We start from the raw sequence: 26460 nt of genomic DNA, 5'->3' as shown, positions 1-26460 counted from the left end.
CTATATTTTGGGCAAATAATTTACTTTAGCTGTGATTAAGTTTGATATCGATCAATATCATTAAATGAGAATGGTTTATATTACCGTTTAGTTTAATTTTAGCATTTTATCTTAATTGAGTACTGAGTCGTAAATGAAAACCTTATCCCCTTTAACGCTTGCTGTTGTTGCAAGTTTATCTTTATCCACTTCTACATTGGCCTTTGCTGAACAGCTAGCTGAGGTTAATGATGATATTGAAATTGTTGAAGTTCGTAGCTTCAGACAAAAATTAGATCAGGCAGGGCGCCTAAAAGACGTTATTCAGCAAACTGAAATTTTAGATGCTTTAACGATAGAAAATAAGAATGCCCTAAGCCTGACCGCGGCCATTAATAATGAGCCAGGGGTTAATGTCTCGAATGAGTGTTCTATGTGTGGTGTTAAACGGATCATGCTTAATGGAATGAAAGGTGAACACACCACGATATTAGTGGATGGTCTGCCGACCCATACGCTTATTTCTGGTTTTTATGCCGTCGATGCGATTGCAACAACCGGAGTGGATAGGATAGAGGTGGCGCGAGGTGCTGGTGCCTCACTGATTGCACCTGAAGCGATTGGTGGTACGGTGAATATCATCACTAAAGAAGCCTATGAAAATACCGCAAATTTTGATTTTGCTAAAGGTTCACATGATTTTACCGCGATGAAGGGAATGGCAACAGCTATCTCAGATGATGGTAAGAGTGGCATAACTTTTATTGCGCAATACGATAAGCAAGATCAAGAAGATCATGACGACAATGGTGTTAGTGAGGCACCGTTTATTGAGAACGTATCCTTTACCACTTTTCTAACTCAGGATTTATCAAATAGCAGTAATGTGCAATTGCGGTTATCTAAAGTGCAATCTGAAATTTTTGGTGGTCCGGTAATCGGCGATAAAGTGAAATCTGTTGGTGCTGCGATTGCAGGATATGATCAGCAGGCATCAGAGCAGTTATTTATCAATGATGATGTTCGTAATGATTATATTGGCAAACCGTGGGAAACCACGGAATGGATCGATACATCACGTGATGAGGCTTATGTTAAATATTTACATGAAATCAGTGATTATACGCTGGCGGAATTTGCCGTTAGCTATGCCAAACATATACAGGATTCATTCTATGAAGGCATAGATTATCAGGCAGATGATACCATGTGGTACGCACGAGCTAAGTTTGATATCGAATTATTCGATCAGCATTTTATTACCTTGGGAGTTGATAGCCGCCGCGAGCAAATGCGCTCATCCACCGATGCCTTAGAAGCCGTTGCAGCCTATCAAAGCGACGCATTTGATTATGACACGACCGGCATATTTTTTCAGGACACCTGGACGCCAATAGTTGAGCTGGAAGTTGCTCTAGCCCTTAGAATTGATAAGGTGACCGCTGATTTTGTCGACCCGGAGAAAATAGGGACTGAAATTGATGAAACCTTTATTGCACCACGTTTGGATATGCGCTATTTCCACAGCGAACAGTTAACGTCTCGTTTATCCGCCGGACGAGGCTATCGCGCACCATTATCCTTTTTTGAGACCGATCATGGCATTTTGGATGCTGAACAGGGCTATCAAATTAATATCGATTCATTAGAAGAGTCACTCTCGGCAAGTTATTCATTAAGCTTTGATAATCAGCTGCTCGCCTTTACTGCGTCATTGGCACATTCAAAAGTTGATAATTTAGCGAGCCTGCAAGAAAACGCCGACGGGGTGCCGTTATTAACTCAACTAACCGACAGCGCAGCGGTTACTACTTTTGATGTAACTGCCGGGATTAACGTTAGTGATAACTTTACCGTAAACCTTGGTGTTGAAAAGTTTAATTATGACAGCGCGTTTAAATCCTCTTATGCGATAGCACCGGTAGAAGAGCGCGCCAGTATTGAACTGCAATATGAAAAAGACAACTTCAAAGTGTATTGGTCAACAGTATGGTTTGGTGAAAAAAATCTTCGTGATTATAACTATCAGGGCTATAACAGATTAAACGACCTATCTACTGCAAAAACACTTACTGGTGAGGCGTTTACCACCTCTGATATTAAAGTTCAGTATCAGTTAACTGAACATACCAAGGTTTATGCTGGTATCTCGAATGTTTTTGAAAAAACACAAATTGACAGCGGAGATACGCCACTATTTTATGATGCCAATGGTGGTTATGATGTCGCTTATATCTATGGTGCTTTACATGGCCGCGAGCTCTATGCTGGCGTAGAAGTTAAACTTTAACTTATTGTTATCATGAGTAAAATCAACTTGTTAGATAAGTGGTTAGTGCTGATAGTTATCAGCACTCACTTTGCTGTTGGTCAACTTCAGGCAGAGCCTTTTTCATTGAAGTCGTTAACGCCTGAATATGGTGAAGTAAATAATAACTTGGCAACGATTACTATGATCTTCCAGCCAAACTGTAGTTGGTGTAAAAAGCAAGGGCAGGTGCTGGCTAAGGCATTTACTCAATGCCAATCGTCGCTTAATGTTGCTTTGGTTGGCGCTAAAGGTAATTTCAGGGCGCTAAAAAATGCATTAAAACATTATCATAAAGGTATACCGGCATATGCTGCTAATCGTCAATTCTTACGAAAAATTGGTGGATATCAGGCATCTCCAACCACCTTGATTTTTAGCGGCGAAGGTCAGCTTATTGCAAAAAAGCGTGGTTTTATTCCTAAAGATAAGTTATCCCATGCTTTAGCTGTTCTTAGTCATGGAGCTTGTCAGATAAAGTAACGGTCTGTGATAGTTTTAGACTGGAGAAGTAAAGCTATTGAGTTACTTACATTTATGGTGTGCTCTTTGCTTATTAATCCGCGCAGGGCTTTATTACTGATGCGAATTAACAATTGTGCTTGATTTTAGGTAACAGGCTTTGCCTCTAAGTCGTCATTATTTGGCAGTAAATTGCCGCTAAGTAGTGAAAGACGCTTCTATAACTTGCGCTATTAATAAGATTTAAGGATAGATCAAATGGTAACTAGTATTCAATTCAGTTCTAAATCCATTGACTTGCTGCAAAAACGAAAGTTAGACAGTAACGAAATTTCAAATTTTTCTGCGATATTAGAAAAAGTTTCCGTAAATCATGGATCTTCAAAAGACTTTCTTAAATCATTGTCTTATGAGGAGTTGAAGCTGGTACAAAAAGCGAATTCCTTGGCTGAGAATATTGATGTTGATAGCTTATCTACGGAGGGCGCGCAAAACTTACTCGCACACCCTGATGGTAGTGACAGAGTCGATCTCAATAATGATGGTATTGTTGAAGTAGGTCTTGCAAAAACGATTCAATTTCCGCCAGTGAATGCGCCTAAGCATGTTAAAGAGGCATGGGAAAAAGCGACTGAGGGCATGGCAGAAATGGATGCAATGTTGCTTCAGTTTAGTATGCATACTGTGATGTATGGCATTGATATCGAAGGTTTTCCTCAGAAAACGCCGCTGTCTCCTGCTGAGCAATGGAGTGACAAGGGGGTTAATGAATTTTTTAATCAGCTGTACGGTAACCTGGAGTTTAAAGTCAACAGGGAGGGGTGGACTGAACACAATATTATGCTCAAAGACTTCTATCAACGATTTGAATATGAGCTAAGTACAAGTAGTCGATCTGTTGTTGGTCAATCAGGTAGTCAGCCTTCTGAACATTCAACTAATTCAATGCAAGCCTCTATTAATCAATTAATTCTCGATGCGCGTATTGGGCTTGATAGAGAAAAGCTGGATGAAATTGACCAAAAGATGAAAGAAATTGAAAATAATCCAAATCTGAGTCCGGAAGAAAAACAAGCATTACTACAGGCGCTACAGGCTGAAAAGGAGGAGCTTATTAAGCAAGCCTCTGAAAGAGTTAAAGAACAGGAAAAACTAATGGCTAATGTCAGCAATAGCCAGTTGTTGATGGATAGTATTAACTCGATGACGACTAAACAACCACGTCATCGACAATTTTAAGTGTTAAACCGAATTTACATGCTCTGCTATTATGAACAAAGTATTGCTAAATTTTAACTTTGTCGTTTCTTTTAAGTTTCAGCTCTAATTATTTATTCTGAATAACTGCTATTTTTAACGTTTTGATATCAATTTTAGCTCGCAACTCTATATTTAGCGTAATTGCGAAATACTCACTATTGCCATAGAAACTACAAGATTAATTGAGTAGCAATGAACCATGGGGCTTAGATATAAAATAGCCAGCCCAGCTCAGATAATATGGATATTTCAATAAGCTAAACTAAGCTTAATTTATCTACAATCGGATGAAGGAATATTATTATGGGATGCTATAACTCTACTTACGTTAACGCGCCAATCTCTCAGGTTTGGCAGGCTATGCGTAATTTTCACGATCTTTCTTGGGCACCTAATGTAGTTGAGCATGTCGATGTAGTAGGAGATGCCAAGCCTGATCAAATTGGCGCTAAGCGCGTATTAAACGGCGCTTTTCATGAAACACTGGTTGCGTTTGATGAAACTAACAACTCCTTTTCTTATCGTATCGATAATGGTCCTGGTGCTGTTAGCAAAGAAAATGTCAGTGGCTATATTGGCACAGTAAAGTTATTTTCAGTTACTGATAGTAACGCGACTTTTGTGCTCTGGACGTCAAGCTGGGAGATCGGCGGAGAGGACGTTAAGGCATTTTGTGATCCTATTTATGTTGCATTACTAACTGATTTAAAGGCGTCTTTTAGCTAATTATTAGTACTAACTGCGTTGCTTTTAGCATTAATAATTGCGTGGTGAATTTCACGATTAAGCCGGTGCTGATAAGCGCTGTCTTCCCTCTATATCTGTATCTATAGTTTTTAAGTCAATACTTGAAATAGCGCAACAGTTGTCGAAATGACGCTCAAGCACCGAGCTGTAACAGCCATAACTTAATGTGTTTTATATCCATATCCAGCCTCTATATTGACGTTCTATCACTAGATATTTCGAGTAAATCATAATGCACTTGCCGTTATAAAACGACTAATTTCTCACCACTTAATATTACTAAGGTTCATTGGTAACAGTGACATTTTGTTTATTTATTTGCTTGAAGATATATTGTATACAGTATATCTTAGTGTGTGATTAATGAGCACATCATCAAATTAAAACAATAATTGGAGATACAACATGTCTAGTAAGAGGTTCAATCTAAGTCGGCTATCAATATTCATTGGGGCTTTGGCAGGATTATCTGTTGGGGTGCCGACGATGGCTGAAGAAGTGTCGCAACAGGCGAGTGAAGAGGCGGAAGTGATCAGCGTGACTGGGTCGCGTATTAAACGTCAGGAATTAACCACAAGCTCACCGGTAACTGTACTTGATAAAGCGACGATAGAGCGTTCGGGGGTTAGTACGATAGGTGAATTATTATTGCGCCTTCCTTCCGTTGTTGGCAGTCCTTCTAGCCCACGCTCTGGCGGTAATAATGATGGTTCGGCAACCGTCAGATTACGTGGTTTATCGGCTAACAATACCTTAGTACTTATTAATGGACGCCGCGTTAGTACCCGAGGCGTCAGTTCTTCAGTCGATTTAGAAAGTATTCCATTTGATGCGGTGGAACGCGTTGAAGTGTTAAAAGATGGTGCATCCGCTGTCTATGGCTCAGACGCTATCGCCGGTGTGGTTAACTTAATCATGCGTAGTAATTACGATGGCTTGAAAGTCAATGTTGAAGCAGGGGAAAGTCGCCATGGTGACGCTGGTCAGAAGCGGGTGTCATTTACCTTTGGTGGCAATACCGACAAAGCAAGGTGGTTAGTCAGCGCTAGTCACTTTAATGACGATGGCTGGATGCGCCGTGATCGTGATATTAGTAACGAAGCAGACTTACGCCGTTTTGGTGCTACAGGCACTAACTTACGTTCAAGTAAAAGTCCGCGTTCGTGGATTTACTCTACGGATTATGAGCGGTTAGGGTTTACCGCTGTTGACGGTGCAAGTTGGGATCCTAATAGTGGTTATAACCTTGATGATTTTAGGCCATTTAATGGTTATTGGTCATCAGCACCAGGAGATGCCAGTCATTGCGGGGCAAGCGAGCAATGTGACAGTTTTAACTATCATGACTATGAAACTGGTTCAAATGAATATCAGTCAACCACGGTTTGGGTTTCCGGCGAATATGAAATTGCTGAAGACACCTCATTATTTGTTGAATATAACTCCGCTGATATTCGCAGTATCAATTATTTTGCACCAGGGGCGTTAGAATTTGGTGATAACATTATTGTTTCGGCAAATAACCAATATAACCCATTTGGTGAAGACGTTATTGTTCAGCGTCGCATTACCGAAAATGGTATTTTACGTCCAAGAGATGCAGACTCAGATGTTGATCGCTTTACCTTTGGCGTTAAAGGGGTGATCAGTGATTGGGATTATGATTTCGTTTATAGTCATCAGCGTAGTAAAGTGATTGAAACTCGTGGCCAGCAAATGTCATTGGCGCGACTGCGCACGGCTGCTGGCGACTCGGATGATTGTTTGGCGCGTACCGATGGTTGTGTGCCACTTGATTTAATTGGCCCATTTGGCGCTGTCACTGAAGATATGATGGGTTATATATTCGCCCATAAACCTACCAGTATTTTTGATAACACTTTGCGATTTTTAAGCGCTAATATCACCGGGGAAGTGTTTGAATTACCCGCAGGTCCCGTTTATGTGGCGGCAGGGGCAGAAGTACGCTGGCAAGATGCTTCAGTCAATCATGATGTTGGTTTAAATACCGGCGATGTTGCCTTTGTCGAACAAGTTTCAGATACTAAGGCGCCAACACGTAAAATTGAAGAAGCCTATCTCGAGGCGGCATTACCCATACTTGCAGATATGCCTATGGCTGAGTCATTAGAGCTTGAGCTGGCGTTAAGACATTCTCGCTACAGTGATTTTGGTAGTACTACCACACCTAAAGTTGGTGTTCGTTGGCAGATTACCCCTGACTTGTTAGCACGCTATAGCTACAGTGAAGGCTTCCGTGCACCAACATTTGGTGAGCTTTATACTCCAAGCCAAAAAGGCTTTGTCAATGATACCGACCCTTGTACCACAGATAGTTGGTCGAGCTTACCTGGTTGTACGGTGCGGGCACCTGGCGATTTAGGATATACCTCATTAACCGGTGGTAACCAAGATCTGGAAGCCGAAGAGTCAAAATCATTTACTACAGGTGTTGTCTGGACGCCGGAGTCGTTAGTTGAAGGCTTATCGGTAACTTTTGATTACTGGAATATAGAACAAACCAATGTGGTTGCCACCTATGGTGCAACACGCAAGGTGACGGAAAATGCGAATAATCCGGCACTATGGGCTAATACCGTGATCAGAAACCCTAACTCAGGCGCGATTATCGAAGTGCGTGACGTTTATGAAAATGTTGACCGTCGTGAACTATCAGGTTGGGAACTGGAAGGGCGTTATGATTTAAATGGCACTAGCTCAGGTGATTATAGCTTTCAATTAGGTGTTTCTAAACTGAAAGAGTGGGTTGATATTGAAATACGCAGTGGCGTTGAAAATCGTACAGACTCTGCTGGTTTAGTCACAGGAGGTGCATCATTCCCGCAGTTAAAAGTTAACGGTGGTGTTAATTGGACACAAGGTGACTGGGAGGCGAGCTGGAATATCAGTTATATCGATGATCTATTAGATAGTGATAACGATGTCGTCGAACTACCTAAAGTGGACAATTATTTTAAGCATGATGCACAAGTCAGCTATCACATGCCTAAGTACTGGGAAAGTAAGCTAACCTTAGGTATTGATAATGTATTTGATGAAGAGCCTCCTATTTTAGCATCTACAGTTGATGGTGGACATGATCCTTCAACCTATAGTGCCCGAGGTCGTTATTTTTATGCGCGAGTAAGTTTTAGCTTTTAAATTAAGCGATTAAAATAAAAGAGCCACTCTTATGCGAGTGGCTTTTTCATTTACATTGCACTATTTTCACCTGATAGTCGTTAATCGTGAAAACTGTGCTAATGCATATCAAACATTGATCTGCACCTTAGAAAATTCTTTGCATTAAGTTTTGAAAATAATAGCTCGACTTGATTTTTCAACGTTTCGTACCTACCTCATAGTAAATACTTATTATGAAATTAATCAATGTTGCCTTATGTTTTACCGATAGTTATCGGTCTGATTTTGTTTGGTTATTCGTTTGGTAAACCGTACTGGCGCGAATACCAGCGAAATAAAATTAAACGCCGACCATTTAAAAAGCAGTGGCGTAAAATTATTCAGCAGCGAATGCCTTATTTCCGTCAAATGCCGGCGGATTTGCAGCTGCAGTTAAAACAACATATTCAGGTATTTTTAGCGGAAAAGCACTTCATTGGATGTCAGGGCGTTGAGATCACTGATGAAATCAGAATAACCATAGCGGCGCAGGCATGCTTATTGTTGTTAAATCGACAAACGGATTATTACCCTAAGTTGCAGACTATTTTAGTGTATCCGAGCGCATTTATTAAAAAGCAGCAAAGCGTCAATGTGGATGGAGTTCATTATCAGCAGGATATTACAATGACAGGTGAATCCTGGAATTTCGGCAAGATTGTTTTATCATGGCAGGCAACGCTGGAGGGGGCTGAAATTATTGATGATGGACATAATGTCGTGATCCATGAGTTTGCCCATCAGCTGGATCAAGAAGATGGCAGTGCTAACGGTGCACCGATATTAGCCAAAGATCAGAGTTATCAATGTTGGTCAGAGGTATTTTCCGCACAATTTTCCTTATTACAACAACAGGCTTCAACGGGGACGCCGTCATTATTCGATTATTATGGCGCTACGAATCCAGCAGAGTTTTTTGCTGTTGCCAGTGAAGTATTCTTTGAGCGTGCGCAGCAACTCAATCAGCAACATCCTAAGCTTTATCAGCAATTAAGGCAGTATTATCAGGTGGATCCTGTGCAGTGGTAATACATTATCGTTATGGAAATATAATGGGTTGATAAAGCGGCTAAATCATCATTTCTATTTAATCGCAGTAATGGTGGTATTTTCTATGGTGCTTGTTTAAATTTAATCAGTGTTGGCATAGAATGCGTTAATGATTTTCTATTAAATTCAAAAAGTTATTTACTATGTCTGTGCTGTTAACCCCATATGCTAAATTAGTTCATTGTTCTGAATATCTTCACCTTGATTTTGTTAAATCGCATCAAGTGGTGAGTTCAGCGGTGTTTAATGGTGGTATGGTGCAAGCGGATCATATCGTTAATTTAAAAGTAGCTAAAGATGCCATAACGATTGAACCTCCAGAGATAACTTTAAGTCATTATTGTAAAAACAGCGCATGGCATGGCAAGGTTGTTGGCATGATGACGGCAGCGTCTATGGACTCGTTTCGGCTGGTGAAGCAGTCTGCTGAAGGTGTAGATATTGTTGCGTTAGTAACAACAGGTTTGTCCAATGTCAGACGGGTTGGTGATCGGGCAGAATATCGTCACATAGCAGATAGCGTTAATGAAGTCGGCACGATTAATTTGATCATTTTAACTTCTGCTAAGCTCACCGATGCTGCAATGATTGAAGCGTTGCTGATAGCAACAGAAGCTAAGTCTGCAGCGTTGCAAGAGGCGGGTATTCTTAGCCCAATATCAAATAAAATAGCAACAGGAACAGGCACAGATGCCATTGCTGTGGTTAATGGTCATGGTGAGCAACAGGTTAGCTATTGCGGTAAACATGTTTTGTTTGGGGAGCTATTGGGGAAAGCGGTATTTCAAGCAGTAACCAGCTCTATTGGTTGGCAATCGATTGAACAAGCTAATTTGACCAAGGCTACAATCGGTTTGACTTAATTATTTAATTTAAACCAAGGATAAGGACATAAAATGCAATTTCCAGAGTTAGCGACATCACGTTTAAATTTAACGAAAATCACAGAAAGTGATGCAAGTAGTATTTTTACATTGTTTTCAGACCCTTCAGTGGTTGAATATTATGATCTTGAGGTCTTTACTGATATTGCTCAGGCAAGTCGGCTGATTGCATTTTTTAATGGCCGTTATAATGAAGCTTTGGGTATTCGTTGGGGGATCCGTGTAAAAGGCTCAGATACGCTTATTGGCACATGTGGTTTTAATCGCTGGAATGCTCAGATGAAAAATGCCGTTATCGGTTATGACTTAATGTCTGATTTTTGGGGGCAAGGTTATATTACTGAAGCTGTTAATAGCATAGTAGCGGCAGCATTTAACGGAAAACTACCATGTGGGGAGTTAAATCGTATTCAAGCGGATACCGTGCCAGGCAATAAAGGATCTGAATTTGTCCTTGGTAAAATAGGGTTTCAGGAAGAAGGGCTTAGACGCGAAAGTGGTTACTGGAAAAACCAATTCCATGATTTGAAATGTTTTGCTTTATTAAAGTCAGATTATCAGGCAATCAACTGCTAATAAATAGAGACATTAGTGCTTTGTCATGCTATATCTCGCTCGCTATTCTAATAAAGGAAACGATTGTTTTACAATGATTGAGTTTCCTTTGTCGTATCATGCTGCGGTAAAACTCGATTGAATAGCTATTCGCTCTTTTTTACTCGTCAGTGGAAATTTGAGCTCATTTCTTTTTGACGGTTTTAACCGTTACCTATAATAGGACATTCGTATTGACGGCGTTAAAACAACTTCAGATTACTGATGGTGGTAACACCATAGATGATACGCTTTTTGGCTTGATTGCAGACGATATTATTAAACAGGGTTATAGCGTTCGCCCTGGTGCCTTAGCTGAAGAAATTTCACATTCATTATTTGCCTACCAGCAAAGTTTAACAACCCATAAATATGTCGATGCTGGTATTGGCAGGGGCGATGATTATTTGCAAAATGAGTTTGTTAGAACGGATGAGATTTGTTGGATCACAGGTGAATCAGACGCGGGAAAGCTATGGCTCGAGTGGGCCGCAGCATTACAAACCTTTTTAAATCAGCGACTGTTTTTAGGGCTCTTTTCTTTTGAAAGTCACTTTGCTCACTATGCCAGTGGTGATTACTACAAAAGACATTATGATGCCTTTAAAGGTGAGGCGAATAGAGTGTTGTCAATTGTCACTTATTTGAATTCAGGCTGGACTAATTCAGATGGTGGTGAGTTAGTCTTGTATCAAAATGAGTATGATAAAGAGGGACTTAAAATAGTCCCATTATATGGCACTATTGTGATATTTCTGAGTGAAGAGTTTCCCCATGAGGTATTGCCTGCTAATCGAGATCGATATTCTGTCGCAGGCTGGTTTAGAGTCAACTGCTCTGTTGCCGGTAAAATTGATCCTCCTCGATAAAGCTTTATCGTATGACCTATTACTGTTAATAAAAAGAACTAAATGATAACTTGATAGTTTTTTAATACCCCGATTGTATTTTTAGGAGTTTGATGAAAATGATGTTAACGGATGAGCAATATCAGCAATTTGGCCAACAATTTGTTGAACGATTTTTGGCGCATGGCTTTGGTGCTATGACTAAAGCAGAAATTGAAATTCTCGTTTTTCACTTACTTTCAGCTTCGGCAGAGCTTAAAGGTAAGTCTAATTATCATCTTGCTAATCAATTAAAGATTACTGAATCTAAAGTGAAATCATTACGGCTTAACGCGGCGTTAAAATATAAGCCGGCTAATCATAAGGCTGTATTGGCGACTATTGTTACCCGAATTACTGAGGAAATGGCGAAACCCGAGTTTGATGGTGGGCAAGTGACTATTACAGTGGAAAACCCGGTTGAGCAACGAGAATTGGAGCATGCAATCAAAAGTGTTGGTCGAAATATCGAGTATGGTTTTAATCGTGAGTTATTAAAAATATCACCTATGGCGTTGTTTGAATTAGTGGTGGCGAATTTAGAGCATCCAGAGCGAGAGTTTAAGCGTATTATTCAGGCAACTATTGGTGAGAAAAATAAGCAACAGGCAATTATTAATGACAGCTTAACGTTTCGTCAGCAGTTGAATAAATTGGGTGGAGAAGTCAGTGAAAAAGCCAGTTTAATTGGCTTATTGAGTGCTGCAGGTGGCGCCTTGCTTTCATAGTTAGATAAAATATTTACCATCTACCGGGCACATATTGACCTTCTCACTGTAAATAGATGATAACTTTGCTATATTTTCTTCAGTGAATGAAGTTTTGCGATTGAGAACTCAAGCGACAAAACTTTTGCTACTTAAGGAGTGAGTTTATTAAGTTTCAGGTGGATTATATTCGGCAGATACTGTTATTGGTGGTAATTGCTGTCATTGGTGGCTTTTATACCTATGCCAACCACCAAGCTCATCAAGAAAAAATTGATGACGCCATTCACCGCGCCTTGGAAACTCGACTGAGCTTTTTATCTAGAGGTATTCTTGAACGCTTAAAACTCTATCAGTATGGCCTGATCGGTTTACGAGGCGCTATTTATGCGATTGGCGTTAATAAGGTCAATTATCAGCAGGTTGAACAATATTCCAATAGCCGAAATTATCAGCGAGAGTTTCCCGGTGCCAGAGGCATAGGTTATATCAGGAAAATACCACCAGAACAGGTTGAACAATTTGTGATGCGGGCAAGAGTTGAGCGATCTGATAATACGTTTAATTTAGGGATCTTTGCCGACCATCAAAAAGATCGCTTTATTATTCAGTATATTTTTCCTGAGCAGCAAAATTTACAGGCAATTGGTTTAGACATAGGCTCTGAAAGTATGCGAAGAGAAGCCGCGCTAAATGCGGGCAAACATAATCAGGCATATTTAAGCGCGCCAATAACGTTAGTGCAGGCGGACCAAAAAGCACAGCAAGGATTTTTAATTTTATTGCCGGTATACCTTACGCCTGACGTACCATCAACACCTGAGCAACGATTAACTCAGTTAGTCGGTTGGACCTACGCACCTTTATTAATTGAGGAAATACTTAAATCATTACCAGAGTTAGATCAAAACTATTTATCAATAGTGGATGCGCCGGATGTTGAACCGCTTGAATTTTATACATATGGTCACACTGAATATACGACGGATTATTTTACTGAAAACAGTATCGATTTATTTGGCCGGACATGGAAAATTACCTTGCGCGCAAATCATGAATTTATTGAACATTTAAATTTGCCAAATCGTTATCAGGAAATGTTAAGTAGCGTGTTATTAACCTTGTTGTGCTTGCTGGTTACTTTCATTATTCAATTAATGTTTAATCGCAGAGCACAACAGGCGGCGCAAAAAATTCAATTATCACAAACTCAAGAAAAGGCGCTGGAAGTTGCTAATATAAAATTAGAACAAGAAGTGGCGCAACGCACTGATAAAATTGCTGAAATTAGTCGATTACAGCGCAGTATATTAAACAGTGCCAGTTACGCCATTATTGCAACAAATGAAGCGGGTATTATTACCGTGTTTAATCCGGCAGCAGAGCAATTACTCGGTTATCAAGCACAGGAAATGATAGGTAAAGCAAGCCCTGCGGTATTTCACCTTGAACAAGAAGTTATTGCGCGAGCTCAAGTGTTAACCAAAGAATTGAGCATGCCGGTGACACCAGGTTTTGAGGTTTTTGTTATCAAAGCAAAACAAGGAAAATCTGATATTAATCAGTGGACCTATGTTGATAAGCAGGGCAGACATATTGCCGTTAAGTTAAGTGTCACTGCCTTGTTTAATGAACAAGAGCAATTAGTGGGCTTCTTAGGTATTGCTTATGATTTAACAGAACAATTGCAACATGAGGCGGCATTAGCACAAGCAAAAGAAGCCGCGGAGCAGGCATCGCAAGCAAAATCTGATTTTCTGGCGAATATGAGTCATGAAATTCGTACGCCGATGAATGGCTTATTTGGTACGCTACAACTATTAAAAGAACAACCACTAAATCAAGAAAGTCAGGATTTTTTGGATAAAGCGTTATATTCCACTCACGCTTTGACCACCATTATTAATGATATTTTAGATTTTTCTAAAATTGAAGCCGGTAAACTTTCGCTTGAGCAAACGATATTTAATCTTGAAGAACTATTGGTTCATTTACATTCGGATTTATTATTATCGGCAAAAGAGCGAGGAATAGAACTAAGGTTTAATTACGATATCGACAATCAGTATTGGATTGGCGATGAGGTGAGAATACGACAGATTTTTCTTAATTTGATTGCGAATGCGATTAAATTTACCCAACAAGGTAGTGTTACCTTAGCGGTGTCATTAATAGGTGAGCAGGTGATGCGCTTTGTGCTCACCGACACTGGCATCGGTATTGCCCCTGAGGCGCTACAGCGATTATTTGAGCGTTTTGAACAGGCGGATAGCTCTACCACTCGAAAATATGGAGGCACTGGGCTAGGTTTAGCCATTACTCGTTCATTAGTACGTTTAATGGCGGGACGTATTTCTGTAACCAGTACCGAAGGACAGGGCAGTGTCTTTACCGTTGAAATACCGTTAAAGCCGGCACAAGCGCCAAAAACATCCGAGCAGGTAGAGCAGCTGGATTTTCCTGATTTAACAGGTAAGACAATTTTAATTGCAGAAGACAATAAAATTAATCAGGTAGTTGCAGCAGCAATGCTTAAGCCCACTCATGCTGAGTTGGTGATAGCAAATAATGGCGTCGAGGCAGTGAAGCAGTTTAAGGCATGCTCGCCAGCTCTTATATTTATGGATATTCAGATGCCAGAAATGGACGGAATGCAGGCTTGCCAGCAAATAAAGGAGATAAATGCTCATCAATTAGTGATAGCATTAACCGCGAATGCCTTTGCTGCGGATAAAGCACAATTTAAAGCGGTATTTGACGGCTATCTCGCTAAACCCTTGGATAAATACCAACTACTTGATATTTTACATCAGGTATCGTCAGAGCTGTAAATAACTATCGTTCACATTTTCCTGCAAATCATTTTTATGTTCCTGAAAAACAATACTTTCAATAGCTTATGCTTGATGCCTGTTGATCAAGTCATTATCTTGGTTATTTCTTCGCCCTGAAAGGCGATTAATAAATAGCAGTGGATAGAAAGAATTAGTCACTTCAGAGCTACGTCAGGGAAGTTTTCACTTTCCTAATAAGCTTCCAAGGGCGAGTTTAAACGGCTAATCTGCTCAGGTTTTGCACAAAGCATAAAACCTGTAGCTCTAAGCCTTTTAACGCTCGTCAAATGAGCAATTTTTTATTCCATTGCTATCAGCAGAAGGTTTTGAGGGTAATGAAAGAAAAATATCATCAAGGGCGCATACCTTATCGCCAGTTAACTGTATGGCTGCTAGCCATATTCTTATTTGGCTGTGGTGGTAGTAAAAGTGATAGCAAGGCTATAGAACAGCCTATAGCAGAGCCTACACTGAGTACTGAAATTAGTATCACTATTGATGCAGCAGAAACGGGTAGCGCCATTTATGTGAATGGCGATTTTAGTGGTCAAGTAACCCCAGCTGAGTTGTTATTAGCACCAGGTGAGTACAACATAGGAGTAGGGTTAGCACAGTCGCGCCAGTATTTAAAAACCTCGGTAACTCTTATTTCTGGCAGTGAGCCGTTGACGCTTGCATTAAATGCAGTGCATCAGCAACAAGCGAAAGTCTGGCAGGCGTTATTTATTGGAGTCAATCAGGTGAGATCACCGAACGGCAACTGTATTAGCGAATATTCTCAGCAGGAATTAGACGCAGGGTTTGATTTTTTTACCTGGAGCTTTAACCAGCGGGTCGAAGGTTACAGTTATAACACCATGCAGTGGCAGTTTGATCGCAGGGATATCAGCCACGAAGTTGTGACCTTAAGCGATGAAAACTTGATCACCCCTGATATTATCGATGGCTACCTGAACGATGTTCATAAAGGAGATTATGATTTAATTGTTACGTTTTTTCGCGGTGGTGCTGGCAACAGTGAAAGTTGCTATATCGATGATTTTAAGGGGATTGCCTGGTATGACTATCGGGTGCTGAATGCCGATGCTTCATATTTTACTATTCGTTATTATGATGATGTTCAGGGCACTATCGATGCGTCAAAAAAAGGTGATACCGACCCTGGGATGTATATTCATGAATGGCTACATACCACGGCAGAATGGTTTTTCCCGGATCGGGGCTATACCATGCCTAAACAGGATGATCAGGTAGTGCATGCGGCTGGGGCCTATAATTATTCACCGCCGTGGATGGAATGGTATAAAGATTTAATTGCGGGTCAGGTAAAGCAAGGAGACAAATATATCGGTATTGGCCCAGAGGCGTTTTTAGCCTGCTCGGTGCGAGAAAGTGCGCTTGGTGCTTGTGAATCGGTGGCGACAGACACATCGCAATAATTGTCTATTTTTTATATGTCAGTATCAATAAAAAAGGCGTACTTTATCAGTACGCCTTTTGATAAATTAGATAAAAGTTAGAATTGATAGCTGACGCTAAAGTCTATCGTTCTTGGCAGGATATAACGACCGTTAGATGATAACGAGTCGCGTGGGTCGCCTTCGGTTAACGCATCTTCATCGGTTAGGTTATTAACGGCAAATTGCATTTGCACTTCATCGGTCAGGTTAAAAATGATCCCAAGGTCGATTTTTTCATAGCCATCTAACGTGACGGTATTTTCATTATTGGCATAACGATCACCAACCGCCGAAAGAGTACCGTAAATAGTGGCATACATGCCGTCGTCAAATTCAAGGTCGTAGCTTGGTGTTACCCGTACTTGCCAGCTTGGTTGGCGCTGTGCTTCATTGCCTTGGTTTGCTGGACTTTCGGTAATTTCGGTTTCCTGAATAGTCGAGTTTAGGTTAACGGAAAAGCCGTTGTCGTTATAATAGTTAAAATCTATTTCGATACCATAAGCTTCGTTAGTTAAAATCTCTGCAGGTGCGCCAGGTTGACGAACGAAAGTATCCCCTTTGACTTCGTTAAAGAAAGTGGTGGCATATAGCTCGTAGTTATCGCTGGCCATTTTGTAGCCAAGTTCATATTGTGTCACTTCCTTAATCAGGTCTTCACCGCTTTGATAAGCGCCGTAGTTATCCCTGAAATCATCAAAAAATGGCATCTTGCTACCGTTACTGATACGGGCGAATAAGCCTTGTTTTTTGGTAAACATCCAGTTAGCGCCAACTGTCCAGGCAAGCTCGGTTTCATCGTAAGACACTGACTTACTAATCTTACCATTTAGACCTTCATCAACCGTGTATTCAATTTGATGGTTTTCGCTGCGCAGGCCAATATCTAAAGTGAGTTCTTTTGATACATTGTAAGATAGCGCCGCATATAAAGCCTGAGTTTCACCATCGCCGATACTGTTAATATCATAGTTCCAGCCACAGCCGTCAAACCACTCTTGCTCACCGTTATCATCAAGACTAGGGCTGCCGTCTTCATTGAAAACAAAGGTACCATTATCATTACAGTCGATGCCGGTCAGCATTTCACCGCCTGACTCGATCACATGATAGGCTTGATTACCTAATGCCCACCAGTCTTTTGCTTCAAACGTTGAGTGATAAAAGCCAGCGGTAAAGGTTCCTTTATCAAAGGTTTTAGTTAAAGCGAAATCGTTAGTAAAGGCTTCGATTTGTTTCTTCACCACCCAACGGCCGATTTGTTGTACTAAGGTATCCCCGCTGTATTCGTCACCAGTAACAGCTCCCCAGGCATTGCTGCCGTTATTAGCAACACTGGTTAAGGTCACGGCATCACCATTAGGAACTAGGCCATAAGTATCGGCGTCGCCTTTGGTGTAGATAAAGCGATCGACTAGTTGCCAGTTACCGGGTAAAGATAAATCAACACTACCGCCAGAAACGCTGCCATCCCAGCCACGACCTTTACCAAAATCGAAAGTTTCGCTGTGGTTGTCAGCACCGTATTGAATAGTTGCTTGACGATTTTTGGTGCCGATTTGAGTATATTCGTTATCAACCGTATTGACCTGTAACGGTGAGGGCAGATACCAGACGCCGTGGTCATCGGTTTGGCGGGTGTAAAAATTGATCTTACCGTTATCCAGTTGTTTGGTTAGGTTGATAGTGAACTGTTTGCCTTCCTCAGCATTAAATCCGGCATCGCGTACCCCTGGAGAACTTTTAATATAACCGCCGACCATAAAATAGAGATCGTCGGCAAGCTCGCCACTAAAAACACCATCAATGCGCTGCAGGCCGTAGTCTGAAGTGGAGTATTTGATTAAACCTTCACTATCTTCTGAACCTTCTTTTAATAAAAAGTTCGTGGTCAATCCTGGTTGACCGTTAGATAGCACAGGGTTAGGACCACCTCTTAACGCCTCCATAAACTCAACGGTTGCATCGAGACGGAAAAGGGTAGAGTTCTCTAGAAAAGAGAGGGTTGGTGGTGGAAAAATCGGTGCACCTTGCAGTTGAACGGTTAAAAAAGGTGCATCGCCACCACCGGGGAAGCCACGAACAAAAACGTTGGCACCTGAAACACCACCGGAGCTTTCGGCCCAGATACCGGGTACAGCTTTAAATAAGTCTGCGGTACTTTTTGGGGCGAGTTTTTTAATATCGTCTACAGAAAATGAGCTGATGGCAAAACTGGCTTCTTCTTTGGCGACGCTTTTGCCACTGAACGTACCAGTTACTACAATTTTCTCTACTTCACCCTGGTGTTTTTTGGTTGCTTGTTCATCAGCAATGGCATAAGTGGTTTGACAACCTAATGCCAAGGCGATTGCGATAGAAGATAATTTAAATCTATTCGTCATGTTTTTTCTCCCCTGTGCCAATAGTAGCAGTTCCACTATTGGATAATAATTTTATCAATGTCGTTTTCTTCCCCATTTGCAATATAATTAGTTTTGCAAACGTTTGCAATAGTAAAATGCAAACGTTTGCTTTTTTCCGATTATGACATTGCATTACCTGCTAACTATGTAATAATTCGGCGCAGTAATAATTAATTTCTATTTAAAGGTGTGCTTTCATTGGCAAATGACAATAAATTAACTCTGGCTGGATTAGCTAAATTAGCGGGGGTTTCTATATCAACGGTTTCTCGGGCACTAAATGATAACCCATTGATAAAAAAGGAAACCCGTGAGAAATTACAGGCCTTAGCCAAAGAGCATAACTTTAGTTTGAATCGGGCGGCTAGTCGCTTACGTACCCAAAAAACCAATGTGGTTGCGGTGATCCTAAATTTAACCAGTAGTACAGATCAAAGTATTAGCGATCCGTTTCTATTAAAAGTGGTGGGTGATTTAAACCAGGCACTGAATCAACGTGGCTATGAGTTGTTATTGTCAAATTCTTTAATGGCGACCGAAGACTGGAGTAATTATTTTATCAATAGCTCCAGAGCGGATGGCATTATTGTGATAGGTCAGGGTAAAAGTACCAGTAAAGTTGAGCAGGTGGCACAATCCGGCGCTCCTCTAGTCGTGTGGGGCGATCCAAAAAGGCAGGCAAATTATGCCGTTGTTGGCAGTAATAATGAGTTAGGCGGTTACCTGGCCACTCAACACTTAGTAAATGGGAGTTGCCAACGTATTGCCTTTCTTGGCGATCCTGAACATGCGGAAATGAGTGAACGTTATAAAGGCTATCAACGTGCTCTGCAGGAGGCTGGTTTGCCGTTTGAACTTGAATTAACGCTATCGTGCGATATCACTAGTAAGGCGGCATATGATAAAATCGCTGCAGAAATTCTTAGTAAAGGGCTGCACTTTGATGGCATAGTCGCCACCAGTGACATGGTAGCGCTTGGCGCAATGAAAGCACTGAAAGAGCGTTATATCAGTATTCCTGGTGATGTCAGCATCGTTGGGTTTGACGATATTGCGATGGCAGAGTTGTTACATCCAGCATTAACGACAGTAAAACAAAATACTAAGGCAGCTGCAGAAATTATGGTTGAGCAGTTAGTTAGACAATTTAATGGTCAGCAAGCAAATTCTGAAGTGGTTGATATTGAGCTTATGGTGCGAAAATCGTCTAAATTGGTATAATTTTTAATAAATTTACTGATTGATGTAAAAATAAATGCAAACGTTTGCATTTTGTCAGGTTCAAATATAGACTAGACTAAAATGTTTACTAACGAGTGTTCTGATGTCACGTTTGCTTACCATCTCAGCGATAGCCGCTAGCTATTTTGTTTTTGCTATTTTGCTTAATAGTGTCGGCACTGTCATTCTTCAGTCGATAGATAGTTTTGGCATTAGTAAGCCTGAAGCCAGTATTTTAGAAGGTTTTAAAGATCTCTCTATTGCTTTTTTCTCGTTTTTTGTTGCCTCAATCATTCCAAGGATTGGTTATAAAGTTACCTTATTGATTGGCTTGTCAATTGTCACGTTAGCGTGTTTAGTAACGCCATTAGTCGCTAATTTTATGGTGGTCAAATTATTATTTGCCTGTATCGGCATATCGTTCGCACTGGTTAAAGTATCTGTTTATTCTATTGTTGGCATGCTATCCCCCTCAGTAAAAGCACATTCTTCATTGCTTAACACTATTGAGGGGATTTTTATGCTCGGTAGTCTATCGGGTTATTGGTTATTTAGCTTTTATGTTAATACCGAAGTGCCAGGTTCTGTTGATTGGCTTGATGTTTATTATCCATTGGCAGGAATGATTTTATTAACCCTAGTGATAGTAGCTTGTTCATCAATAAGTAAAGATGAGCACTATCAAACACAAAAGGGAATTTTTAGTGGCTTTATCGCCATGGTCAAAATGAGTTATCAGCCACTGGTATTAGTGTTTGTCTTATCTATTTTTCTGTATGTCTTGATTGAGCAAGGGGTGGGGACCTGGCTACCAACGTTTAACAATGAAGTCTTAGGACTGCCTAATAATGTTAGCGTACAAATAACCAGTATTTTTGCCGCCGCACTTGCTATTGGCCGCTTGCTAGCCGGACAAGTACTAAAGGTGATCAATTGGTATACGTTTTTAAATATATGCCTGTCGGCGATGGGGCTGATTATTATTATATTGCTACCAATGGCTGAGTATTCAAACAGTCAAGGAATTAGCAGTGTCTTAGATGCACCTTTAGTGGCGTATTTATTGCCGCTTATTGGTTTAATGATGGCACCGATTTATCCGGTATTAAACTCAGTAATGTTAAGTAGTTTAGAGCAATCAAAACATGCCGCGATGACGGGGTTGATCGTTGTATTTTCAGCACTCGGTGGTACTACAGGCTCTGTTATTACCGGTTTTACCTTTCAGGCATTTGGTGGCCAAACCGCATTTTATTTGTCACTTATTCCTATGGGGCTGATTTTGATTTGTTTGTATTTTTTCCAAAAAGCGACGCAAAAGCAGGCGTAGTTTTCAGTTTTAGTAGTAGGTATATCTATGAGTCACCGCACCAATTACAGCGTTGCAGCCCAAGAAAGCTTAACATTTTTCGAGAGTGAATTATTTAAACAGGTGCAGTTAAGCGGCATCTTTAGTGATAGCAAAACTTTTGCTGATGCTATCCCGAGACGACCAATCAAGGAAATTATAGCGTTATATCAGACTGAGACGAAGCACGTAGCAGCATTTAATCTTGCTGAATTTGTTGAGCAGCATTTTACTTTGCCTGAAAATAATGAAATTATTGTGGAAGATTCAAGTGCTGATATTGAACAACAAATCAATGCGTTATGGCAACACTTGGCAAAGCCGGCCGATAGTGGTGATGCGAGCTCCTTATTACCGCTCAATCATCCTTATGTTGTGCCGGGCGGGCGTTTTAGAGAGATTTATTACTGGGATAGTTATTTTACTGCCCAAGGGTTAATCGTTGCTAAGCAAGCTGCATTAGCCAAGTCAATGCTGGATAATTTTGTTGATTTACAGGCAAACTATGGTTGTATTCCAAACGGTAACCGCAGTTATTATTTGTCGCGCTCACAGCCGCCTATTTTGGGGTTATTAGTCGACTTATTATTGCCGGAACAACAGCAAACTGAAGAATTTTTGGCACAATATATTGTGGCGATCGAGCGAGAATATCACTTTTGGATGCAGGGTAGTGAGCAGTTAACTGCCCACTATAGTGAACATCGGCGCGTGGTTCGCATGCCCAATGGCTGTGTACTTAATCGTTACTGGGACGATCAGGCAACGCCGAGACCTGAATCTTATCGGGAAGATATAGAGTTAGCGCATCAATCACATGTGACTTGCCATACTGATTTTTATCGAAACATTCGTGCGGCTTGTGAATCTGGCTGGGATTTCAGTTCTCGCTGGCTAAGTGATAGCCAGTCATTAGCCTCAATTTGCACTACGCGTATTATACCGGTTGACTTAAATAGCTTGCTCTATAAAACGGAAATGTTACTGGCGAGTTATTATCGTGCGTTAAATGAAACGGTGAATAGTGCTAATTACCTGAAAAAAGCAGAAATCAGGCGTCAGGCCATGCTAGGTTACCTTTGGTGTGACAATAGCGGTTATTTTTTCGATTATCACCTTGATACTCATCGTCAGACTAAAGTGAAATCACTGGCGGGTGTCTTGCCATTATTTGTTGACTTGGTGAGTGAAGCTCAAGCGCTACGGGTAGCAGAGGCTGTGGAGCAGGACTTTTTGCAACCAGGAGGGTTAGTGACAACTTTAGTAGCTAGTCACCAACAATGGGATGCTCCTAACGGCTGGGCACCATTGCAATGGTTTGCAGTGCAGGGGTTATTGAATTATCGCCATGATCACTTGGCAGAGACTGTCATTGAGCGTTGGCAAGCGACGGTTGCACATTATTTTAATGACAGCGGCAAATTGATGGAAAAGTATAATGTCTGTCAACCAGATATTGTGGCAGGTGGTGGTGAATACAACGTGCAGGAGGGCTTCGGTTGGACGAATGGCGTTTACCAGGCATTTGCTCACTTGAGCAGGCATGTTCAATAGCCTAGCTTTAGACTTACTGGCCAAATTTTTTTATGCTGTCGTTGAATAGCTATCACAGGTTATCTCGTTATATAAAAAGTACAGGTTATTGAATTTTTTTGCCAAAATTTAGCCTTTCTTGCTAAAGGCTAACGAATTGTTTTATTTAACGTGTTGGTTTTAATCGTTATTTTTTGTGGCTTCAAACTTGCCCTTATTGTTGGTACTAACAATAAGGAAAAATAATGAATAACAATAAAATAATCCGATATATAAACTCACTGATTTTTAATCAGCAGCAAAAATTACGCAATGGCTGGTGGATTTTACTGTTTATTGCTTTGGTGGCGGCAACACGTCCGCTTTACTCTTTTATAAAACCTGAGCTGATAACTGCGGGGCTATCTGACACCATGCTCGAGGCGTTATCTTTAGTCTTGATCACTCTAGTAACATGGATATGTATAGCACTTCGAAAAGAAGGATTTAAAGATGTTGGGCTGGCGATTAACGGTCAGTGGTTCTATCAGCTAGCACTCGGTTGTTTAATTGGCTTTGGGCAAATTGTGCTGATTGTTATTATTTTAATGCTCTTTGGTGCTGTTGCATTTAATGTCAGTTCAAATATTAGCCTCTCTGGATTACTTTCAGCCGCTTATGTGATGTTATGTGCGGTAATATTAGAAGAGCTTTTGTTTAGAGGCTTTATTTTTCAGCGTTTAGTTAATGGTACTTCGTTTTGGTTTGCGCAATTGCTGTTTGCGTTAGTGTTTGCTTATGGTCATTGGGATAATCCGGATATGACTGGCGTGGTCAAATGGTTCGCCAGCTTAGATTTAGCATTGGCCGCTATGGTCTTTGGTTTAGCTTATTATCGAACTCAAAGTTTAGCTTTACCTATCGGGCTACATTTTGGCTGGAATTATTTTCAGGGACATTTATTTGGCTTTGGTGTTAGCGGACATCAACTTAGTGGTGTTTTAGAACCTAGCTTTACTGATTTTCCTGTCTGGTTTACCGGTGGAAGTTTTGGCCCAGAAGCGAGTATGCTAAGCGTATTGGTGGATCTCGGGTTGTTGCTTATTTTATGGCGCTGGCAAGGGATTGCACACAATCAAAATAAAATAATAAAGCATGAGCAGGCAAGTAATAATCAAGTGCCTTTAAATGAGGCGAATTAGGTAACTAAATTTCCGTAATGTAAACGACAAAACCGGCAAGTAAATCATGCCGGTTTTGAGCTATTAATGATACTTTATTTCAGACGTATCAACTTTTGGAGAATAAGTTGGTTTTTTGGATGGTAAATTGGTGCTAACATGCTAAAAAATAATAAGTTTGTTAGTTTTGTAATGATTAATTTTTACGGAGAGAGAAAAATAGCCTCGTTTAGAATTATAGCGTTACTAATAAATCGTTAGAGACTGGAGAAAACGTTGCTTATTCAAATTCTTGCAAATACCCCTTTATGGGTTTATGGCTTGTTTATTTTCTTATTGGTATTTGGTTTTGTTCAAACTAGAACACGTTTAGTTAATAAGGTTCCTGCATTATTATTGCCTGTAGGTATGATCGTACTCTCACTCTCTGGGGTTCATTCTAGCTTCGGACTTGAGCTTCTGCCTTTAGCTGCTTGGGGCTGCGCACTTATTATTGTGACAGTTGCTGGCTATGTATTATTTAAGGATGAAAGGATTCATTTTAAGGCGTCAGAGGGGAAGTATTTTATTCCTGGAAGTTGGGCACCTTTTATGGTGATGATGGCGATATTTTTTGCTAAGTATCTATATGCCGTTATGAGTTCACTAGGGGCTGAAATTATTACTACCCCAATATTTATCGGCACACTTGCTGCTGTTTACGGCATACTCAGTGGTTATTTTGCATCAAGAGCGGTGAATTTGATCAGCCAGGCGCAAAAAGCGTAACGTTTGCGTGATGTAAATTAATCCTTAATCTTAGGCTTTTGCGGCGTCGAATTTTTTACCTATGAGTGCCATTAAGTTAGCATTTAAGTTAAGTAGCTGAGCTTCCAGCATTTTTATTTCTGCTTCCTCTGTCTCTGACTGCTTATTTCGCAAGAGCCTTAAGCGCTTTTCAATATCTTTAATCTGCTCTTGGACCTGCTCAATCATGGTGTCTAAATTATCTTGCTCCGTAGCTTCATCTATTTTACCTGTGGTTTGTGCTTTTTGTTCCTGCATTTGTCCAGCAATTTTTCTACCTAAGGTTTTGTTTTCCTGCTCGAGTTTATCTTTGGCTTCTTTTGATAGATTGATATAGCGGCTTGACGTTTGCTCGAGTTGCTTTGCTAGAGGTTTTTCTTCAGGCGTAGTCGTTTCTGTTTTGCTATCTTGCTGATAAAAAGCAAAGTGGCGATAACTGTTAGTAATGTTGATCGTGTTCACCCGACATCTCCTTGTTAATGCACAGGCAGGTTATCGGCAAGTGATGTCTAAACTTTAGGCTGCGTTACCTAAAAATTTTTAAAAAGTCTGTTTTGTGGTAAAGAGCAAAAATTACATTGGAACTTTATCTATCAGGTGCAACTACCCTCGTTTAATTGGGATTTTAAGTGTTTCTCTTTGCATCAGCTTTTTGACGACTTCAGGTGGTACCTGATAAAACTCGTTAACGTATTTTTCGGCGTTTAAATAAGCTCTGATTTGCTTTTTTACTTGGCACGGTTGCGCGCATTGTAGTGAAAATACTAAGGTGTAATCTCCGGGAGTATTTTCTGATAATTGTCGTGCATATTGCTCAGGATCATCTGGGGTACAGCCAATTCTGACGACGTCGGTAAAAAAAGAGTGAGTCATGACATAGACATTGCCGTTTGTGACCGAAGCTGATCGAATTTTTGACGCGTCGTTATTACTCATACGTGCTGTATTTGTTAATTAGCGGGTTAACTTAGTAAAAGTATAGCGTGAAAAAGGGGATAACCTGATGATTATTTTTTATTTTCTGTAATGAAAAGCGGTAGTAAATACTACCGCTAAGTAAATGATAACTAAGTTTTAGTTATGTGTTAATTAACAGCGCTTTCTCGCTAAAAGTACTAAGCAAGATGCAAACAATAAACTTGTCATTGGCTCTGGTACCTGAGAGACCTGAAAACTTGCTGATTGTTGATCAAAAGTATCAAGCATCAGATTATCAAAACTAACCACTTCTAACCCTTGATCCAAGTTGACAGTATGGGCACCAGCGGTTAACGCGGTAAAGCTAAAGCTGGCTAAAACAAAGTTCGCTCCTTGATTGGCGATAAGCATGGCTTCATCAGCAAATAAATCCGCATAATCATCAAGGTATAAGCTGCCGGAAATACTATCGTCAGCAAATGAATAACTGCCAAAACCATCGTCAAAGCCATTGCCAAAGCTCCAGCCTGTTAATGCCAATGAGCTGCTATCAAAGCTGATAGTACCGGCAAAGCCGCCAAGGGTATAAGATAAATCGCTAGCGACCAGCTGACCAGTGATAGTATCGTTGATGTCGTATTCAGCCTGATCAAAGTCCAACGCAATGATTGTTGCTTGGCTACTGATACTGACGATGAATGTTAAAAGTAAAAATAAATGTTTCATTTTAGTTATCC

General features: G+C 40.6%; 21 protein-coding genes. 17 read left to right on the top strand and 4 right to left on the bottom strand.

The annotated features are described in order from the left end of the window. Positions 1-133 precede the first annotated feature (133 nt). The 12 genes from QQK06_RS01615 to QQK06_RS01560 all read left to right on the top strand — a co-directional run bounded on the left by QQK06_RS01615 (position 134) and on the right by QQK06_RS01560 (position 16334). Entirely contained in the window at positions 134-2269 is a 2136-nt protein-coding gene (locus QQK06_RS01615) for a TonB-dependent receptor plug domain-containing protein (protein ID WP_284242807.1), read from the top strand. 12 nt (positions 2270-2281) lie between these two features. Continuing rightward, positions 2282-2770, top strand: coding sequence for a thioredoxin domain-containing protein (locus QQK06_RS01610; RefSeq protein ID WP_284242806.1), 489 nt, complete (start codon positions 2282-2284; stop codon positions 2768-2770). 237 nt (positions 2771-3007) lie between these two features. After that, positions 3008-3988 (top strand): DUF1542 domain-containing protein, encoded by a 981-nt coding sequence (locus QQK06_RS01605; protein WP_284242805.1) that lies wholly within the window; start codon positions 3008-3010, stop codon positions 3986-3988. 324 nt (positions 3989-4312) lie between these two features. Next, entirely contained in the window at positions 4313-4735 is a 423-nt protein-coding gene (locus tag QQK06_RS01600; protein ID WP_284242804.1) for an SRPBCC family protein, read from the top strand. A gap of 426 nt (positions 4736-5161) precedes the next feature. Continuing rightward, positions 5162-7918 (top strand): TonB-dependent receptor, encoded by a 2757-nt coding sequence (locus QQK06_RS01595; protein WP_284242803.1) that lies wholly within the window; start codon positions 5162-5164, stop codon positions 7916-7918. Between the two features lie 228 nt (positions 7919-8146). Then, positions 8147-8968, top strand: coding sequence for a M90 family metallopeptidase (locus tag QQK06_RS01590; RefSeq protein ID WP_284242802.1), 822 nt, complete (start codon positions 8147-8149; stop codon positions 8966-8968). 164 nt (positions 8969-9132) lie between these two features. Further along, positions 9133-9852 carry an adenosylcobinamide amidohydrolase gene (locus QQK06_RS01585; RefSeq protein ID WP_284242800.1) on the top strand — a complete coding sequence of 240 codons (720 nt, stop codon included), beginning with the start codon at positions 9133-9135 and terminating at the stop codon, positions 9850-9852. Positions 9853-9885: 33 nt separating this feature from the next. Then, on the top strand, positions 9886-10449 hold the full coding sequence (locus QQK06_RS01580; protein WP_284242798.1) for a GNAT family N-acetyltransferase: 564 nt from the start codon (positions 9886-9888) through the stop codon (positions 10447-10449). A gap of 212 nt (positions 10450-10661) precedes the next feature. Next, a complete protein-coding gene (locus QQK06_RS01575) occupies positions 10662-11336 on the top strand; it encodes a 2OG-Fe(II) oxygenase (protein ID WP_284242797.1) in 675 nt (224 codons plus the stop codon). Between the two features lie 92 nt (positions 11337-11428). Then, the gene (locus tag QQK06_RS01570; protein ID WP_284242796.1) at positions 11429-12082 is read left to right on the top strand and encodes a hypothetical protein; all 654 of its coding nucleotides are present in this window, start codon (positions 11429-11431) and stop codon (positions 12080-12082) included. A 158-nt stretch (positions 12083-12240) separates the two neighbouring features. Further along, entirely contained in the window at positions 12241-14892 is a 2652-nt protein-coding gene (locus tag QQK06_RS01565) for a CHASE domain-containing protein (RefSeq protein WP_284242795.1), read from the top strand. Between the two features lie 338 nt (positions 14893-15230). Further along, a complete protein-coding gene (locus QQK06_RS01560) occupies positions 15231-16334 on the top strand; it encodes a hypothetical protein (RefSeq protein WP_284242794.1) in 1104 nt (367 codons plus the stop codon). 77 nt (positions 16335-16411) lie between these two features. On the opposite strand, the gene QQK06_RS01555 is transcribed toward QQK06_RS01560, so the two are convergent. Further along, positions 16412-18736 carry a TonB-dependent receptor gene (locus QQK06_RS01555; RefSeq protein WP_284242792.1) on the bottom strand — a complete coding sequence of 775 codons (2325 nt, stop codon included), beginning with the start codon at positions 18734-18736 and terminating at the stop codon, positions 16412-16414. A gap of 219 nt (positions 18737-18955) precedes the next feature. On the opposite strand from QQK06_RS01555, the gene QQK06_RS01550 reads away from it, so the two are divergent. The 5 genes from QQK06_RS01550 (at position 18956) to QQK06_RS01530 (ending at position 24787) form a co-directional block, all read left to right on the top strand. After that, a complete protein-coding gene (locus QQK06_RS01550; RefSeq protein WP_284242790.1) occupies positions 18956-19978 on the top strand; it encodes a LacI family DNA-binding transcriptional regulator in 1023 nt (340 codons plus the stop codon). A 103-nt stretch (positions 19979-20081) separates the two neighbouring features. Continuing rightward, positions 20082-21308: an MFS transporter gene (locus tag QQK06_RS01545; protein WP_284242788.1), complete on the top strand. Its 1227-nt coding sequence runs from the start codon at positions 20082-20084 to the stop codon at positions 21306-21308. 27 nt (positions 21309-21335) lie between these two features. After that, on the top strand, positions 21336-22880 hold the full coding sequence (treF, locus tag QQK06_RS01540; RefSeq protein WP_284242787.1) for an alpha,alpha-trehalase TreF: 1545 nt from the start codon (positions 21336-21338) through the stop codon (positions 22878-22880). Between the two features lie 224 nt (positions 22881-23104). Continuing rightward, entirely contained in the window at positions 23105-24040 is a 936-nt protein-coding gene (locus QQK06_RS01535) for a CPBP family intramembrane glutamic endopeptidase (protein ID WP_284242785.1), read from the top strand. 255 nt (positions 24041-24295) lie between these two features. Then, on the top strand, positions 24296-24787 hold the full coding sequence (locus tag QQK06_RS01530) for a DUF6622 family protein (protein WP_284242783.1): 492 nt from the start codon (positions 24296-24298) through the stop codon (positions 24785-24787). A 30-nt stretch (positions 24788-24817) separates the two neighbouring features. Here the strand turns inward: QQK06_RS01530 and QQK06_RS01525 are convergent, their stop codons facing one another. The 3 genes from QQK06_RS01525 to QQK06_RS01515 all read right to left on the bottom strand — a co-directional run bounded on the left by QQK06_RS01525 (position 24818) and on the right by QQK06_RS01515 (position 26449). Next, complete coding sequence (locus QQK06_RS01525; RefSeq protein ID WP_284242781.1) at positions 24818-25267, bottom strand: hypothetical protein; 450 nt, start codon at positions 25265-25267, stop codon at positions 24818-24820. Positions 25268-25408: 141 nt separating this feature from the next. Further along, positions 25409-25741, bottom strand: coding sequence for a GIY-YIG nuclease family protein (locus QQK06_RS01520; protein WP_284242779.1), 333 nt, complete (start codon positions 25739-25741; stop codon positions 25409-25411). A gap of 153 nt (positions 25742-25894) precedes the next feature. Next, positions 25895-26449 carry a hypothetical protein gene (locus QQK06_RS01515; RefSeq protein ID WP_284242775.1) on the bottom strand — a complete coding sequence of 185 codons (555 nt, stop codon included), beginning with the start codon at positions 26447-26449 and terminating at the stop codon, positions 25895-25897. Between the last annotated feature and the right edge of the window lie 11 nt (positions 26450-26460).

The sequence above is a fragment of the Thalassotalea insulae genome (assembly GCF_030161395.1).
GTDB classification, from domain to species: Bacteria; Pseudomonadota; Gammaproteobacteria; order Enterobacterales; family Alteromonadaceae; genus Thalassotalea_E; species Thalassotalea_E insulae.
The sequence above is the reverse complement of the archived record's forward strand: the minus strand, read 5'-3'. Positions and strand labels throughout refer to the sequence as shown.

Excerpts from the sequence above, each read along its gene's own strand:
- QQK06_RS01590 (WP_284242802.1), top strand. The coding sequence starts at position 8,147 with ATGTTGCCTTATGTTTTACCGATAGTTATCGGTCTGATTTTGTTTGGT.
- QQK06_RS01610 (WP_284242806.1), top strand. The coding sequence starts at position 2,282 with ATGAGTAAAATCAACTTGTTAGATAAGTGGTTAGTGCTGATAGTTATC.
- QQK06_RS01545 (WP_284242788.1), top strand. The coding sequence starts at position 20,082 with ATGTCACGTTTGCTTACCATCTCAGCGATAGCCGCTAGCTATTTTGTT.
- treF (WP_284242787.1), top strand. The coding sequence starts at position 21,336 with ATGAGTCACCGCACCAATTACAGCGTTGCAGCCCAAGAAAGCTTAACA.
- QQK06_RS01560 (WP_284242794.1), top strand. The coding sequence starts at position 15,231 with ATGAAAGAAAAATATCATCAAGGGCGCATACCTTATCGCCAGTTAACT.
- QQK06_RS01585 (WP_284242800.1), top strand. The coding sequence starts at position 9,133 with ATGTCTGTGCTGTTAACCCCATATGCTAAATTAGTTCATTGTTCTGAA.
- QQK06_RS01520 (WP_284242779.1), bottom strand. The coding sequence starts at position 25,741 with ATGAGTAATAACGACGCGTCAAAAATTCGATCAGCTTCGGTCACAAAC.
- QQK06_RS01515 (WP_284242775.1), bottom strand. The coding sequence starts at position 26,449 with ATGAAACATTTATTTTTACTTTTAACATTCATCGTCAGTATCAGTAGC.
- QQK06_RS01535 (WP_284242785.1), top strand. The coding sequence starts at position 23,105 with ATGAATAACAATAAAATAATCCGATATATAAACTCACTGATTTTTAAT.
- QQK06_RS01580 (WP_284242798.1), top strand. The coding sequence starts at position 9,886 with ATGCAATTTCCAGAGTTAGCGACATCACGTTTAAATTTAACGAAAATC.
- QQK06_RS01570 (WP_284242796.1), top strand. The coding sequence starts at position 11,429 with ATGAAAATGATGTTAACGGATGAGCAATATCAGCAATTTGGCCAACAA.
- QQK06_RS01600 (WP_284242804.1), top strand. The coding sequence starts at position 4,313 with ATGGGATGCTATAACTCTACTTACGTTAACGCGCCAATCTCTCAGGTT.
- QQK06_RS01615 (WP_284242807.1), top strand. The coding sequence starts at position 134 with ATGAAAACCTTATCCCCTTTAACGCTTGCTGTTGTTGCAAGTTTATCT.
- QQK06_RS01555 (WP_284242792.1), bottom strand. The coding sequence starts at position 18,736 with ATGACGAATAGATTTAAATTATCTTCTATCGCAATCGCCTTGGCATTA.
- QQK06_RS01595 (WP_284242803.1), top strand. The coding sequence starts at position 5,162 with ATGTCTAGTAAGAGGTTCAATCTAAGTCGGCTATCAATATTCATTGGG.
- QQK06_RS01605 (WP_284242805.1), top strand. The coding sequence starts at position 3,008 with ATGGTAACTAGTATTCAATTCAGTTCTAAATCCATTGACTTGCTGCAA.